Below are 15,527 nucleotides of genomic sequence, written 5' to 3'. Positions count from 1 at the left end.
TCCTCGTGGTTTCGTTGTTAATGGGGGATTACACATCCAGTTTGCGGCCGGTCAACCACTCAACCATCGCCGGGTCGCGATGCGAGAAGAAAGCACTGGTGGCACTGTCGAGCGCAGTAATTTTCATCATCTCTTCGTTGCTCAACTCGAAGTCCAGCACGTTGATATTCTCTTCCATACGCGCTTTGCGCACCGATTTAGCCAGGGAAACAATCCCACGTTGGAAAATCCAGCGCAGAACGACCTGGCCGATGCTTTTACCGTGTTCTTCACCAATAGCCGCTAAAACCGGATGCTGGAATAAGTTGTTACGGCCTTCGGCAAACGGAGCCCAGGCTTCAGGCTGAATGCCACGGCTTTGCATCCACGGTGCGGCATGAAGCTGTTGGTTAAACGGGTTAACCTCAACCTGGTTGACGGCAGGAACCACTTTGTTAAACGCGATCAGGTCGGCTAAACGGTCTGGCTGGAAGTTACTGACACCAATGGCGCGAATTTTCCCCGCCTGTTGCAACTCTTCCATCGCACGCCATGCGCCATGCACATCGCCATACGGCTGGTGAATCAAATACAAATCGATGTAGTCCATTTGCAAGCGGTTCAGTGAGCGTTCGAACTGCGCTTTGGCACCTTCATAATGGGTGTCCTGCAACCACAATTTGGTGGTGACAAACAGCTCGTCGCGGGCAATGCCGCTGTTCTTTAGGGCATTCCCAACCTGAGTTTCATTCTGATAAGACGCCGCGGTATCAATCAGGCGATAGCCGGTTTCGATGGCGTCGATAACCGCACGCTCACATTCGGCGGCATCCGTCATCTGAAAGACACCAAAGCCCAGCAGTGGCATTTCAATACCGTTATTCAGTTTCACTCTTTGCATGACGTTACCTTTCATCTGTTGTGAGAGAAGAAGAATAACGCAGAGGGGTTTATCTGATTAGACGCTGTAATTCGCTAGGGTTTATTAGCGGTGTTCATGAATGCCTATTTTGAGTCAGGAATTATCGAAATATGCCCGTTGCGTTCCAGGATGGCGAATTTAATCTCTGCAAGCCTGGTGATGCCGTGATCCATGCGGGCAGTTAACAAAATATCATCGCAGGAAATATCGGCTTTCTTCATTTTGTCCTGAAACAAATAACCATTTTCCACCAGGATCACCGGCGTGTTATCAAGAAAGTCATCCGCACCCGGCAAGTATTTTTTAATTAATCCAAACAACATATCCACGACTATCAGGGTGACAATGGTCAGCATCGCACCGGTGACTGAGAAATCATCCCCCAATAATGCCTGTTGAGTCGCCTCACTAATTATCAGCAGTAAAATCAAATCGAATGACGTCATTTGCAGCAACGCCCGACGACCTGCAATTTTAAACACCACCATAAGAATCAGGTAAATGGCTATTGCCCTTAAAACCATATCCATTGTCTGGCTACCTTAAGGATAAATAAATTGGTGGAGTGTGATTTCCGGGCCGTTATCAATGGCAACGGTGCTGTGAGTCGCGCCAAATTTCATTGGCGTCAGACTCAACCAAAGCGTTTGTTCAGAGCCTGGGGCCGATACGGAATATTCAAGCACCATCATTCCATTGAGGCTGTACATTTTATCGGGCTGAGGTTGCAGGGTATCGATGCGAAAGCTGTCCATGAAATCCCCGCCAAGAATAATACGGTTGCGGTTTTCGCGAATCTGGGACGAGGTGATTTTCATATCCACATCGCTCATCAGACGACTGTATTTCTCATAATCAATGCGAAGTGTTCCGCTGTCGTTTGCGATTCGGGCGTCGCTAATATAGCCACGCGAAAAAAGCCCGACCATTGCTGCAATCACAATGGCTAACAACAGGGCAAAACCAATCCTTCGCAACTGGAATTCAAAACTGAGCCAGAACGGCTTTTCAACAATCGGTAATGATGATTTATCGGCGGGGGTAGTTTTCATTATTCTTCATCCAGCCAGGGGGTGCTGGATGAAGTCTAGTCAAGCTGGACGGGCTACGCCACAAATCCCCGAATCATAATTCCCTGCGCTTCAAGCAATTGGCGAACCTGACGGGCCATTTCGATAGCACCAGGCGTGTCGCCATGCACGCAAATAGAATCCGCCTGAACAGGGGTAAATTGGCCTTCAATGGACGTGATGCCGCCTTCGACAACCAGTTGCAGCATCCGTTGTGCAACAACGTTAGCATCATGCAAAACGGAACCGGCTTCACGGCGCGAAACCAGTGAGCCATCAGCGTGATAGGCGCGGTCGGCAAAGGCTTCGGAAATGGTTTTCAGCCCTTTTTCTTGTGCCAGTGTCAACACGCGAGAACCCGCCAGACCCACTAACGGTAAATTAGCGTCGATAGCCAGAATGGCCTCGATAACTGCCAGCGCCTGGCGTTCATCATGCGCGATCGTGTTGTACAGCGCGCCGTGCGGTTTTACATAGCGCACTTCGGTACCTGCCGCTCGCGCCAGGCCTTGTAGAGCGCCAATCTGATAAATCACATCGGCGCGTAATTCATCGCTCGCTACGTCCATATTCCGGCGGCCAAAACCGACTAAATCGGGATAAGAAACGTGCGCGCCAATGGTCACGCCCTGCTGTTTTGCGGCGTGCAAAGTGGATAATAACGAGGCCGGGGAACCTGCGTGAAAGCCGCAGGCCACGTTGGCGCTGCTGACCAGCTTCAGAATGGCGGCATCATCGCCCATCGTCCACGCCCCGAAGCTCTCACCCAAATCGCTATTTAAATCAATTGCCCTGACCATCGTTGCTCTCTTTATCTGCCCACCATGAATATATATTTAGCATATATAATTTACTTACGTAGCGGCACATCTTTCATCAGCAATGACAAGACAAACGCCAGTACCGCGACGCACGCTGAAATCAAGTACACCGAGTGTAACGCCGCGCCAAAGGCTTGCAGATAATCATGCTGTAAAGCCGCGGGCAGTTCATGCACCGCTTTCGCTCCCAGTTGATGTGGCAGTTGCACATCGGGTGGAATCAACACGGCGAGCTTGTTTTGCAATACGTTAGTGAAAATCGCCCCGAAGGCCGCTACCCCAATCGAGCCACCAATCTGGCGGAACAAGGTGGTGCTGGACGTCGCCACGCCAATCATATTTTGCTCGACGCTGTTTTGCACCGCCAGCACCAGCACTTGCATCACCATCCCCAGGCCAAAGCCCAGCAGCGCGATGTACATATAAAGAACGTGGATTGGCGTTTCAATTTTAAGCGTGCCGAGCAGCGCCATGGCGATAAAAGTCACCAGCGTGCCGAGAATCGGGAAGATGCGATAACGCCCGATTTTGCTGATGATTCGCCCGCTGACAATGGAGGTCAGCATCAGACCCCCCATCAGCGGGAGCAACTGGATCCCCGCTTCCGTTGGCGTAGACGATTTCACCACCTGCAAATACAGAGGCAGGAACGTCATAGAGCCAAAAAGCGACATCCCGATGATAAAACCTATCAGGCAGCTCAATAAGAAAGTGCGGTCGCGGAACAACCCGAGCGGGATAATCGGCTCGATAGCCAGACGTTCTTCATAGATAAACCCACCAAGTGTAACGACGAAGAAGGCGAAAATGCACCATAACTGCGGATCGGACCACGCCATCACGGTGCCGCCCTGGCTGGTAAACAGAATCAAACAGGTTAATGAAGCGGCGAGATAGCCCGCACCAAGGAAATCGATCTGGTGGCGAATACGCGCGGTTTGCGGTTTGAGTACCGCACCAATCACCAGCAGCGCGAAAACACCCAATGGCAGGTTGATGTAAAAAATCCAGCGCCATGAAAAGTGCTCGACCAGGAAACCGCCGATCAGCGGGCCAATGACCGTTGCCAGGCCAAACACCCCGCCGAATAACCCCTGATATTTTCCGCGATCGGCAGGCGGGATAACGTCCCCTACCGCCGCCATTGTTACGACCATCAGGCCGCCACCGCCCAAACCTTGCAGAGCACGCATCAAAATCAGCTGCGTCATATTCTGCGCCAGGCCGCATAACGCCGAGCCGACCAGGAACAGCACTATCGCCGTTTGCAGCACAATCTTGCGCCCTAATAAGTCGCCAAATTTACCGTACAGTGGCACCACAATCGTGGAAGACAGCAGATAAGCCGTGACCACCCACGAGAGTTTTTCCAGCCCGCCCAACTCGCTGACAATCGTCGGCAAGGCGGTGGAAACGATGGTCTGATCAAGTGCTGCAAGCAGCATGACCAACATCAACGCGGAAAACAGCAAACGAATTGACGTTGCGTGCTGTTGCGTATCTGTCCGGGAAGTTTCTGTGACTGTCATCTTATCTGTCGGCTTGTAATTAATTAACTGGATAATTAATATAGAGGGAATAGTTTCACCTGGTCAATGGAAGGCGCACAAAATGTCACCTCAAAACGGCAGTAAAAATTCCGAAAAAATCGCGTCAGGAGACCAAAAGCGCCGCCGTCCTGGCCGCCCGGCAGGGGCGAGTAAAAGTGTCGATAAGCGCGATTTACTGCTCGATACCGCCTTGAAATTATTCTCAAATCAGGGAATCGCCCAGACCCCTTTGAGTGCCATTGCCACCGAAGCGGGCGTGACTCCCGCCATGCTGCATTACTATTTCAAAACTCGCGAACAACTTTTAGACGTATTGATTGATGAGCGTTATATGCCGGTGCGGGCATCCATGGGTGGCGCGTTTGAAATGCACCCCAACGATCCGGTCAGCGCCCTGACAGCACTGACGCAGAAGTTTATTGATGCTTCGCTTGAGCATCCCTGGTTTGCACCGTTGTGGATCCGCGAAGTGTTAAGCGAAACCGGCTTGCTAAAGCAGAGAATCGATGCACGTTTTGGTACAAAAGAGAGAGAAGCGGCGCAGGTGTGGATCTGCAAATGGCAGGATGAAGGCCGCCTGAACCCAGACATTGAACCCGAATTTTTGTTTATCTCACTGTTTGGTTTAACGCTTTTACCCGTGGCACGTTTGCAAAATGATCTTCGCAGCGGCAGCACGTCGCTGACCAGCGAGAGGCTTTCACGTCATATCGCCGCCCTACTGAAATCGGGCGTAGGCAATCGCGAATCATAATCTTATACCCAAATAATTCGAGTTGCAGGTAGGCGGCAAAGGAGCAAATCCCCGGGAGCTTACTTAGGTAAGTGACTGGGGTTTGTGAGTGCAGCCAACACCCCTGCAACTTGAAGAATGACGGGTATACATCAATGATTAGGCTTTTTCTTAGGTAACCCATACTAAAAATGATGGATTATGCTCGCGCCATATTTTGGCGTTTCGCTTCGGCGGCTTCTTTTACATTTTGGGTTAAACAGCAATGAACAAATTAATGTTGGTGATGGTGGTGGTTGCGGCGGGAACACTGGTGGGTTGTAGCTCTCCGGCGCAGCGTATGGCGGAATGTCAGGCTCAGGGAGTCAGTAAAGATACCTGTTATCTTGCCGAGCAAAACCGCCAGAATTCCGTCAATAGCGTAGCGATGAAACAGGCGATGGAAAACGCCCACGATGCAGTAAAAGAGACGAAATAACCCGTCGCAAATACAGGCTCATCAGAGCCTGTTCTTCAACCTCACACCTCAGATACAACTCCACATAATGCATTGAATTTTTATGACTTTATCAACAGCCACACCCGCGAAATGTAAAGTTTAAAAAATGATCATCATCACCGTTTGCTGATGCTTGTATTCAGCCTGAAAGGGAGAGTACATTAGCGCCCAACGAATCAATGCAAAGCGGCCAGCGGTTATGGAATTAATCCCAAAAACTCCAGATGGCGGTTTACTGTTTCTATACTGAATTTTTTAGCAAAATTGCGCGGCAACACGCGCGGAGCAATGTAACGTGAAATATTTCATGATGGGGTTGTCGTTCATTTTGTTGGTTTGGGTCGGTACATTTGTAATGATGGTTGAATGAACAAGAAACAGGAGCCAATTGGCTCCTGTTTTCGTTTTTACTCAGCAATATTTGACGGCGATTTCTGTATGCCAGGCAATAAACCGTCGGCACGGAACATCGCTTTAATGCCCCGCACGGCCTGGCGAATGCGATCGCGGTTTTCAATTAATGCAAAACGCACATGCGTATCTCCGTAATCGCCAAAACCGACGCCCGGTGAGACGCAGACTTTCGCCTCCTGAAGCAGTTTTTTAGCAAACTCCAAAGACCCCATTGCCGCGTATTGTTCCGGGATTTTCGCCCACACATACATCGATGCTTTCGGGCATTCCACCATCCAGCCCGCTTCGTGCAAACCTTTTACCAGCACATCACGACGGCGTTTGTACTGCTCGGCGATATCGCGCACACATTGCTGATCGCCTTCCAGGGCGGCAATCGCCGCGACTTGCAGCGGCGTAAAGGTGCCGTAGTCGTGGTAACTTTTGATACGCGCCAACGCGTTCACCAGCTCTTTGTTGCCCACCATGAAACCAATACGCCAGCCCGCCATGTTGTAACTTTTCGACAGCGTAAAGAATTCAACGGCCACATCACGTGCGCCCGGGACTTCCATGATCGACGGGGCTTTCCAGCCGTCGTACACGATATCGGCGTAAGCCAAATCGTGTACCACCAGCACATCGTAACGTTTTGCCAGCGCGACGACTTTTTCAAAAAACTCCAGCTCCACGCATTGCGCGGTAGGGTTTGATGGGAAGCCGAGGATCATCATTTTCGGTTTTGGGTAACTTTCGCGAATGGCGCGCTCTAGTTCAGCGAAGAAATCCACGCCTTCCACCAGCGGCACCGAGCGCACCTGCGCCCCGGCGATGACTGCCCCGTAAATATGAATCGGATAACTTGGGTTTGGCACCAGCACCGTGTCGCCGTGATCCAGCGTTGCCAGCATCAAGTGCGCCAGGCCTTCTTTTGAGCCAATCGTGACAATCGCTTCGCTTTCCGGGTCGATTTCCACGTCGTAGCGATCTTTGTACCAGCGAGAAATCGCCCGGCGTAAGCGCGGAATACCACGCGATGTGGAGTAACCGTGCGTATCTTCGCGCTGCGCTACGGTGCAGAGTTTTTCCACGATATGCGGCGGTGTTGGGCCATCCGGATTACCCATACTGAAATCGATAATGTCTTCGCCACGACGGCGAGCGGCCATTTTCAGTTCAGCGGTAATGTTGAACACATACGGAGGGAGACGATCGATACGCGAAAAACGACGTTTTGGACTGGAGTCAGCCATAAATTCCTCTGATTACGTGAGCGCCCGGACCGTCCGAGCGACGCTGCCACATGATGTGGCCTGCTTAGAAAATAGCCTGAATAAAAATCATCTGTCGAGAGGGAAAGCGAAATATTTTTCATCTGAAATAAAAGAGGATGTTTCATTTGAAGCTAATCCCTATTTTATTTGATGATCGTGGGTTACATTAACCATGTCGCAACATTCATTTAACCTTCTTTTTTAAGAGACGTGGAGTTTCGCCATGACCCTACACATTGATGATTTACCGCGTGCAATCCGTGAGATAAAACAAAAGCTTCGCCACGACTTGCCAGACTACAAAGCTGCTTTTGAACAACTTGAAAGCGATATGACGCGCCAGATTGAGGCTATTCGCGCCGAGATGGAGCGGGGAGAAAACCCGGTGCCGCAAATTAACGCCGAAGATATCCTCAATAATCGTGTGAGCGAGCAGCAAAAAGCCCTGATTCGCCAGCGCGGTTGCTGCACGGTAAAAGGCGTTTTTCCGCAGGCTCAGGCACAGGCGTGGAATGAAGAAGTCGGCAATTATCTGGATCGGAATAATTTTGTCGAGAAGCTGAAGAATGCCGCAGAAGATAACTATTTCGGCACACTTGCAGAAAGTAAGCCGCAAATTTACGGTATTTACTGGTCTAAACCGCAGGTTGAAGCACGCCAGCACGCCCGCATGAAAGCGGTGCAGGTATTCCTGAATAATTTGTGGGAAACCGAAAGCAACGGTAAGCAACATTTCGACCCGGATCGCGTAGTGAGTTATGCCGACCGTACCCGTCGCCGCCCTCCTCGCTCCAACTCTTTGGGCCTGTCGCCACATGTCGACGGCGGTTCCGTTGAGCGCTGGCTGGATGAGAATTTCCGCCATGTTTATCGCCATGTGTTTTCAGGCGAATGGCAGAAATACAATCCGTTCGCTGCTGAAGGCCGCACTGAAGTCCGTGAATTCCCGTCTCCGGCGGTGTGTTCGATGTTCCGTACTTTCCAGGGCTGGACCGCGCTTAGCCCGCAACGCAAGCATGGCGGCACGCTAACTTTGCTGCCGGTGGCAAACGCGATGGCATATATTCTGCTGCGTGCATTACAAGACGATGTGCCGGAGGAATCACTGTGTGAAGCGAAGCCTGGTCGCGCACTTTCTATTAACGAACAATGGCATCCCCTTTTATTAACTGGGATATCCTCAATTCCCGATATGGAAGCGGGCGACACGGTATTCTGGCACTGCGATGTGATTCATGCGGTGGAAAATGAACACCTTGGAGAGTTCGATAGTAATGTGATGTACATCGCTGCGGCTCCGTGGTGTGAGAAGAACGCCGCATATCTTGAACGCCAGTGGCCGGCTTTTGTAGAAGGCAAATCACCGCCCGATTTCGCGGCCGATGATTTTGAGGTCGATTTTGATGGGCGTGCGACTCCTGCTGATTTGAGTTCCGCCGGGCGCGAGCAGTTAGGCGGGAAGTAACCCCCTCACCCTAACCCTCTCCCCAGGGAGAGGGGATAGTCCGGTTTGCCATGTCCCAAAAATCCACGTTTCTGGTAACGACTCAGTAATTTCCTTATCATTGCCCTTCCATTCTTAGTCACGCGAGTTACCGGTGCACGAAACCTTTGACATGCTGCTGGCGGTATTTGACCGTGCGGCGCTGATGCTGATTTGCCTGTTCTTTTTAATTCGCATCCGCCTGTTCCGCGAGTTGCTGCATAAAAACGCCCACACCCCCAAAGAGTTATTGGCGGTCACGGCTATTTTCTCGATGTTTGCTTTATTCAGTACCTGGTCTGGCGTTCACGTCGAAGGGTCGCTGGTAAATGTGCGCATTATTGCCGTGATGGCAGGCGGGATTTTATTTGGCCCGTGGGTCGGGATCATCACCGGGATTATTGCCGGGCTGCATCGTTACCTGATTGATATTGATGGCATTACTGCCGTCCCCTGTCTGATTACCAGTATCGTCGCCGGTATTATCTCAGGTTTAATCAACCGCAAAGTCCCGAAAGAACAGCACTGGAGAGTCGGTATTTTCGGCGCCATGTTGTGTGAAACCATGACCATGATTCTGGTGGTACTGTGGGCGCCGTCCATTGAATTAGGGATAGATATTGTCTCGAAAATCGGGATTCCGATGATCCTCGGTACGGTGTCAATCGGCCTGATTGTGGTGCTGGTGCAAAGTGTTGAGGGTGAAAAAGAGGCCAGCGCGGCACGCCAGGCCAAACTCGCGCTGGATATTGCCAACAAAACGCTGCCGCTATTTCGTAACGTTAACAGCGAGTCTTTGCGCCAGGTTTGCAATATTATCCGCGACGATATTAATGCCGATGCGGTGGCCATTACCGATGTCGATAAAGTTCTGGCTTATGTAGGGTTTGGCGAAGACAACTATAAGCAAAACGACGACGGCATTAGCCCAAGAACACAGCTGGCTATTCGTGAAGGGAAAATCATTATTCGTAATGATGATGAAGCTTATCGCACCCCGGAAATTCACTCGCTGATTATTATTCCTTTATGGGAAAAAGGTGTGGTAACGGGCACGCTGAAAATCTATTACCGTCACGCGCATCAGATTACCTCGACCTTACAAGAGATGGCGGTTGGGCTTTCACAGATTATTTCCACCCAACTGGAGGTTTCCCGCGCCGAGCAATTGCGTGAAATGGCCAATAAAGCGGAACTGCGGGCGCTACAAAGCAAAATTAACCCGCATTTCCTGTTTAATGCATTAAATGCCATTTCGTCGTCCATTCGCATGAATCCCGATACCGCGCGTCAGTTGATTTATAATTTGTCGCGTTATCTGCGCTATAACATTGAATTAAAAGACGATGAGCAGATCGACATTAAAAAAGAGCTGTATCAAATTAAAGATTACATCGCTATTGAGCAGGCGCGTTTTGGCGACAAGCTGACGGTGATTTATCACATTGATGAAGAAGTGAATTGCCTGATCCCAAGCCTGCTGATTCAGCCGCTGGTCGAGAACGCGATTGTTCATGGTGTTCAGCAATGTAAAGGGAAAGGTGTGGTGACGATTAGCGTTGAAGAGAGCGGTAATCGCGTGCGCATTGCGGTGCGCGACACCGGGCATGGTATCGATCCGCAAGTGATTGAACGGGTTGAAGCTAACGAAATGCCAGGCAATAAAATCGGCCTGTTAAATGTTCATCACCGGGTAAAATTACTTTATGGCGAAGGTTTGCATATTCGTCGCCTTGAACCGGGTACGGAGATTGCGTTTTACGTGCCTCACGCCGCTGCTACAGCCGTTCCACCGTTATTGTCGCAACAAGGAGGAAACGCATGAAAGTTCTCATCGTCGAAGATGAAGTGCTGGCGCAGCAGGAACTGAACTGGCTGATTAAAGAACACAGCCAAATGGAAGTTGTTGGCACCTTTGATGACGGTATGGATGTGTTGAAATACCTCCAACATCATGAAGTTGACGCTATTTTTCTCGACATCAACATTCCTTCTTTAGACGGTGTTTTGCTGGCGCAGAACATCAGCAAGTTTGCCCATAAGCCGTTTATCGTGTTTATCACCGCCTGGAAAGAACACGCTGTGGAAGCGTTTGAGCTGGAAGCATTCGACTACATTCTGAAGCCGTATCAGGAATCGCGCATTATTGGCATGCTGCAAAAGCTGGAGGCGGCCTATCTGCAACAGAATGCGCCAACCTCAGGAAGCAGTTCTAACCGTGAAGCGCTGACGATTAATCTGGTGAAGGACGAGCGGATTATCGTTACCGATATTAACGATATTTATTACGCTGAAGCGCACGAGAAAATGACCTTTGTGTATACGCGCCGCGAAGCCTATGTGATGCCAATGAATATCACCGAGTTTTGCCACCGTCTGCCGGAAAGCCATTTCTTCCGCTGCCATCGCTCGTATTGCGTGAACCTGAGTAAAATTCGCGAGATAGAACCGTGGTTTAACAATACCTATATTTTGCGCCTGCGGGATTTGGATTTTCAGGTGCCGGTGAGTCGCAGCAAGGTAAAAGAATTTCGGGCGTTGATGCGCTTGTAAAATGGGCGCAAGAATTTGCGCCCGACGAGATTACAAAACCTGACCCAACGTTTGACGCAAATGCGCGCCAGCGCCGAGCAGCCCAGGTTGATCGTGAACAATCAGATACACCGGGATGCTTTGCACATATTCTTTAAAGCGCCCTTTATCCTCAAAACCGCCACGGAAACCGGAAGCCTTAAAGAACTCAAGGAAACGTGGCACGATGCCGCCCGCGATATATACGCCGCCGAAGGTTCCCAACGTCAGAGCAAGGTTGCCGCCAAAGCGCCCCATGATCACACAGAACAACGACAGCGCACGGCGACAATCGGTGCAGCTATCTTCGAGCGCTTTTTCAGTGATGTCTTTCGGTTTGTAATTTTCTGGCTCACGGCCATCAGATTTAACAATCGCACGATACAGATTCACCAGTCCCGGTCCTGAAAGCACTCGTTCCGCAGAAACATGGCCGATTTCAGTGCGCAACTCTTCGAGGATAATCCCCTCTTCTTCACTGTTTGGCGCAAAATCGACGTGACCGCCTTCGCCCGGAAGACTCACCCAGCGTTTATCGACGTGAACCAGATGCGCGACGCCAAGGCCAGTGCCCGCGCCATAAACCGCAACAGGTTTACCTTCAACCGGCTCGCCGCCGCCAAACTTAATCAAATGTTCATTTTTGATCATTGGAATCGCCATCGAAACGGCAGTAAAGTCGTTGATGATTTCCAGATGTTCAAAGCCGAGATTCTTTTTCATCTCAGCGGTAGAGAATGCCCAGGTATGGTTGGTCATCGCCACCCAGTCGCCGGTAATCGGGCAAGCAATTGCGATACAACCATCGGTTACACTGACATTGTGCTCTTTGAGATAATGCACCACGACCGCTTCAAGGCTTGGGAAATCGAGGCCCGAGTAGGTTTTTGCCTGGGTGATGTCACCATTTTCAACGTTGCACAGTGCCAGACGCGCATTGGTGCCGCCTACATCTCCCACCAAAGCATATTTTGTCATTCTTCCACTGCTCCGCTAAAGTCAAAATAAGTCCTGGCATCACTGTAAAATTAGCTAGCCTAAACAACAACGACCAGATGATAAGTGCCTTGGGATTATAGATCTTCGTCACAGATTAGATTGAGCGTTTCAGCCCTTATTGCATAGCGGTCGAAATGTCCGGTCTGGCAGACTGTTTGCCGCGACGATTTTGCGCAAAGTTTATTTTAGTTAAGGAATAAAACATGCTCCATCCGCGAGCCAGAACGATGTTGGTTCTCTCTCTCCCTGCGTTAGTGATTGGGATTTTTTCCAGCCTGGTATTAATCGTAGTGATGAAAGTTGCCGCTGTTTTACAGCGTTATCTTTGGGTATCACTGCCCGCCAGATTTGATCTCGATATGAACTCCCCGATGTGGATTTTGTTGATGCTGACGTTAACGGGGATTGCCGTGGGGCTAGTGATTCGCTATATGCCGGGGCATGCGGGGCCCGATCCGGCAACCGAACCTTTGATTGGCGCACCGGTTTCTGTCATGGCGCTGCCGGGGCTGATTATTGCGCTGGTGCTGGGGCTTGCAGGCGGCGTGAGTCTGGGGCCAGAACACCCGATTATGGCGGTGAATATTGCGCTGGCGGTAGCGATTGGGGCGCGTTTGCTGCCAAGAGTTGGCGCGCTGGACTGGACGATTCTTGCCGCCGCAGGCACCATCGGCGCACTGTTCGGCACTCCGGTTGCCGCAGCCCTGGTATTTTCCCAGACGCTCAATGGCAGCAATGATGTGCCATTGTGGGACCGTTTGTTTGCCCCGCTGATGGCTGCGGCGGCGGGAGCGTTGACTACCGACCTGTTCTTCCATCCTGATTTCTCTTTGCCCGCGCTGCAATATCCAGAAATGCGCCTGGTTGATATCTTCAGCGGTGCGGTAGTCGCGGCTATCGCCATTGCATTGGGGATGGTTGCCGTCTGGTGTTTGCCACGGATGCACCGTTTAATGCATCAGCTTAAACACCCGGTGTTAATTTTGGGCGTCGGCGGTTTTCTGCTAGGTGTGTTGGGGCTGATTGGCGGCGAAGTGACGTTGTTTAAAGGCCTGGATGAAATGCGCCAGCTATCCACCGTGCAGCATTATTCTGTCGCGACGTTGCTGATGTTTGCGGTAGTCAAACTGGCGGCGTTAGTGATTGCCTCAGCCTGCGGTTTCCGTGGGGGGCGTATTTTCCCGGTGGTTTTTGTTGGTGTGGCATTAGGCATGATGCTTCACCAGCATGTTGAAGCGGTTCCGGCCGCCATTACGCTATCTTGTGCCATCCTTGGCCTGGTATTGGTGGTGACTCGCGATGGCTGGCTCAGCCTGTTTATGGCAATGGCGGTGGTGCCGGATATCAAATTGCTGCCATTGTTGTGTATCGTGATGCTACCCGCATGGCTGCTGCTGGCGGGCAAACCGGTCATGATGGCGGATAAGCCCAAACCCTAGTCTTTTGCGGCATTGCGTTTCGCAAGCGATGCCGTGATCGCCTGCAAAAGTTCAGGAATATCCTGTTTCGGCAGAACGACCTCCACCAGCGACAGTCGTTCTGCTTTTGCCACTTTCTGCATCACCTCATCGAGCTGCACCGGCTCCGTCACTCGCCAGCATTGCGCCTGATTATCAACATTCAATGCCTGCGGAATTTGCGTCCAGCTCCACGGTGCAATGTCGTTGTAACGCTGTTCGGCACCGTGAATCGCCCGTTCAACGGTGTAACCCTCATTGTTGAGCAAGAAAATCACCGGGCGCTGCCCGTCGCGCATCATCGAGCCAATTTCCTGGATGGTGAGTTGCGCCGAACCGTCGCCTACCAGCAATATCACGCGGCGATTTGGGCAGGCGGTTTGCGCCCCAAATGCGGCAGGAAGGGTAAAACCTATCGACCCCCAAAGCGGCTGAGCGATAAACGTGACACCTGCGGGAAGCGTGAGTGTCGCAGCACCAAAAGCAGCGGTTCCCTGGTCGGCAAGAACGATATCCCCCGCTTGCAGGAAGCCTTGCAAAGATTGCCAGAAAGCGTGCTGATCCAGTTTCCCGGATGTCGCCTCCGGTAACGCTGGCGGTTTTTGTTGCGGCGAAGACCAGCCTGAAACCTGATGTTTGCAAAGCTGATGCAGAGTCTCAATGGCTTGCGCCATCGCTATCCCGCTAAACCAGCGCTCGCCAATTCGGGTGGCATTCGGCTGGATGTCGATAGTCTGCTGGAGAGAAAAGTGTTGGGTAAATCCGGCTGTTAACGTGTCGGTAAATTTCACGCCCGCACAAATAACCAGTTCAGCCTGTTCAATCGCCTGAATCACCGTGGGCGGGCTGGCCGAGGCGCTATAAGTCCCGACAAACCCTTGCTGGCCTTCATCGAATAATCCTTTGCCCATCAGCAATGTGGCGTGTGGCATCGGCGTGTCGTCCATCCATTGCTGCAAGGCTTTTTGTTGCCCAAATCGCAGCGCCAGGAAATCAGCCAGTAACGCCACGCTGCGGCTTTCCGCCAGGCGCGCTTGTGCGCAGACGCGGAATTGGGCGAGTAATGCCGGGTCGGTGGACGGTTGTTGCGGCAATAAGGGTTTGGTCGGGCGCGTCGCAGGTGCCTGAGAAACATCGCTTGGGAGGAGTAAATAACCCGGACGGCGCTGCAATAAAGCCTGCTGCAAAACCCGGTCGATCTCGTAACAGGCGTTTTCTGCGGTGAGCGAGGCTTGTGCCACCGTCACTTCCTGCGCCATGCGTGAGAAATGGCCGAAATCCCCATCCCCCAAAGTGTGATGCATCAATTCACCCCGCCGCTGCGCGCCGAGACACGGTGCGCCGACTACATGGATGACGGGCAAGTATTCGGCGTAGCTTCCGGCGATACCATTAATGGCACTTAACTCGCCGACACCAAACGTCGTCAGCAGAGCCGCCGCACCGTTACAGCGTGCGTAGCCATCAGCGGCATAGGCTGCATTAAGTTCGTTGGCGCACCCCACCCATGCAAGGGTCGGGTTATTAATGACGTTATCCAGAAACTGTAAGTTGTAGTCACCGGGGACACCAAAAAGATGGTTAATTCCAGCCTCGGTGAACCGGTCCAGCAGATAGTCCGCGACAGTGTAATTCATGACTCATTCCTTCTCTGAGGGCTTACAGTGAGTATTGGACATCTGTGATCGCTGTCGAGGAACAAGGAGAATAAGGCCGTGGAAAGAGGGATTTACACTTAATCGGGGTGTAGTCTGATGGTCTTCAATGTTGTGAAAA

At 51.4% G+C, this 15,527-nt stretch carries 15 protein-coding genes; 7 read left to right on the top strand and 8 right to left on the bottom strand.

Translation table 11 applies throughout. The features are described 5' to 3' along the window. Positions 1 to 28 precede the first annotated feature (28 nt). From DY231_RS06380 to DY231_RS06360, 5 genes are all read right to left on the bottom strand, one after another. The gene (locus tag DY231_RS06380; RefSeq protein WP_115627685.1) at positions 29 to 880 is read right to left on the bottom strand and encodes an aldo/keto reductase; all 852 of its coding nucleotides are present in this window, start codon (positions 878 to 880) and stop codon (positions 29 to 31) included. 104 nt (positions 881 to 984) lie between these two features. Continuing rightward, positions 985 to 1,431: a DUF421 domain-containing protein gene (locus DY231_RS06375; RefSeq protein ID WP_115627684.1), complete on the bottom strand. Its 447-nt coding sequence runs from the start codon at positions 1,429 to 1,431 to the stop codon at positions 985 to 987. A 12-nt stretch (positions 1,432 to 1,443) separates the two neighbouring features. Continuing rightward, complete coding sequence (locus DY231_RS06370) at positions 1,444 to 1,953, bottom strand: hypothetical protein (RefSeq protein ID WP_115627683.1); 510 nt, start codon at positions 1,951 to 1,953, stop codon at positions 1,444 to 1,446. 53 nt (positions 1,954 to 2,006) lie between these two features. Then, a complete protein-coding gene (locus DY231_RS06365) occupies positions 2,007 to 2,771 on the bottom strand; it encodes a LamB/YcsF family protein (RefSeq protein ID WP_115627682.1) in 765 nt (254 codons plus the stop codon). 50 nt (positions 2,772 to 2,821) lie between these two features. After that, complete coding sequence (locus DY231_RS06360) at positions 2,822 to 4,321, bottom strand: MDR family MFS transporter (RefSeq protein WP_115627681.1); 1,500 nt, start codon at positions 4,319 to 4,321, stop codon at positions 2,822 to 2,824. A gap of 82 nt (positions 4,322 to 4,403) precedes the next feature. On the opposite strand from DY231_RS06360, the gene DY231_RS06355 reads away from it, so the two are divergent. From DY231_RS06355 to ypdK, 3 genes are all read left to right on the top strand, one after another. Next, the gene (locus DY231_RS06355) at positions 4,404 to 5,096 is read left to right on the top strand and encodes a TetR/AcrR family transcriptional regulator (RefSeq protein ID WP_115627680.1); all 693 of its coding nucleotides are present in this window, start codon (positions 4,404 to 4,406) and stop codon (positions 5,094 to 5,096) included. A 244-nt stretch (positions 5,097 to 5,340) separates the two neighbouring features. After that, entirely contained in the window at positions 5,341 to 5,553 is a 213-nt protein-coding gene (locus tag DY231_RS06350) for a hypothetical protein (protein ID WP_115627679.1), read from the top strand. Between the two features lie 316 nt (positions 5,554 to 5,869). Continuing rightward, complete coding sequence (gene ypdK, locus DY231_RS25600) at positions 5,870 to 5,944, top strand: membrane protein YpdK (protein ID WP_115631778.1); 75 nt, start codon at positions 5,870 to 5,872, stop codon at positions 5,942 to 5,944. Positions 5,945 to 5,981: 37 nt separating this feature from the next. Here the strand turns inward: ypdK and alaC are convergent, their stop codons facing one another. Further along, positions 5,982 to 7,220 (bottom strand): alanine transaminase, encoded by a 1,239-nt coding sequence (gene alaC / locus DY231_RS06340; protein WP_115627678.1) that lies wholly within the window; start codon positions 7,218 to 7,220, stop codon positions 5,982 to 5,984. A gap of 244 nt (positions 7,221 to 7,464) precedes the next feature. Here alaC and DY231_RS06335 point away from each other — a divergent pair, with 244 nt between their 5' ends. The 3 genes from DY231_RS06335 (at position 7,465) to DY231_RS06325 (ending at position 11,277) form a co-directional block, all read left to right on the top strand. Then, positions 7,465 to 8,706 carry a DUF1479 domain-containing protein gene (locus DY231_RS06335; RefSeq protein ID WP_115627677.1) on the top strand — a complete coding sequence of 414 codons (1,242 nt, stop codon included), beginning with the start codon at positions 7,465 to 7,467 and terminating at the stop codon, positions 8,704 to 8,706. A gap of 133 nt (positions 8,707 to 8,839) precedes the next feature. After that, complete coding sequence (locus DY231_RS06330) at positions 8,840 to 10,549, top strand: sensor histidine kinase (protein WP_172588659.1); 1,710 nt, start codon at positions 8,840 to 8,842, stop codon at positions 10,547 to 10,549. After that, complete coding sequence (locus DY231_RS06325; RefSeq protein ID WP_034497421.1) at positions 10,546 to 11,277, top strand: LytR/AlgR family response regulator transcription factor; 732 nt, start codon at positions 10,546 to 10,548, stop codon at positions 11,275 to 11,277. The genes DY231_RS06330 and DY231_RS06325 overlap by 4 nt, the downstream gene beginning before the upstream one ends. Positions 11,278 to 11,307: 30 nt before the next feature. Here the strand turns inward: DY231_RS06325 and glk are convergent, their stop codons facing one another. Next, on the bottom strand, positions 11,308 to 12,273 hold the full coding sequence (glk, locus tag DY231_RS06320) for a glucokinase (protein ID WP_115627675.1): 966 nt from the start codon (positions 12,271 to 12,273) through the stop codon (positions 11,308 to 11,310). A 224-nt stretch (positions 12,274 to 12,497) separates the two neighbouring features. Here glk and DY231_RS06315 point away from each other — a divergent pair, with 224 nt between their 5' ends. Next, positions 12,498 to 13,733, top strand: coding sequence for an ion channel protein (locus tag DY231_RS06315; protein WP_115627674.1), 1,236 nt, complete (start codon positions 12,498 to 12,500; stop codon positions 13,731 to 13,733). Here the strand turns inward: DY231_RS06315 and DY231_RS06310 are convergent. Further along, positions 13,730 to 15,388 (bottom strand): alpha-keto acid decarboxylase family protein, encoded by a 1,659-nt coding sequence (locus DY231_RS06310; RefSeq protein WP_115627673.1) that lies wholly within the window; start codon positions 15,386 to 15,388, stop codon positions 13,730 to 13,732. The genes DY231_RS06315 and DY231_RS06310 overlap by 4 nt on opposite strands. Positions 15,389 to 15,527 lie beyond the last annotated feature (139 nt).

This window comes from Buttiauxella agrestis (assembly GCF_900446255.1).
GTDB classification, from domain to species: Bacteria; Pseudomonadota; Gammaproteobacteria; order Enterobacterales; family Enterobacteriaceae; genus Buttiauxella; species Buttiauxella agrestis.
This window is presented reverse-complemented; position numbering and strand designations above follow the sequence as displayed.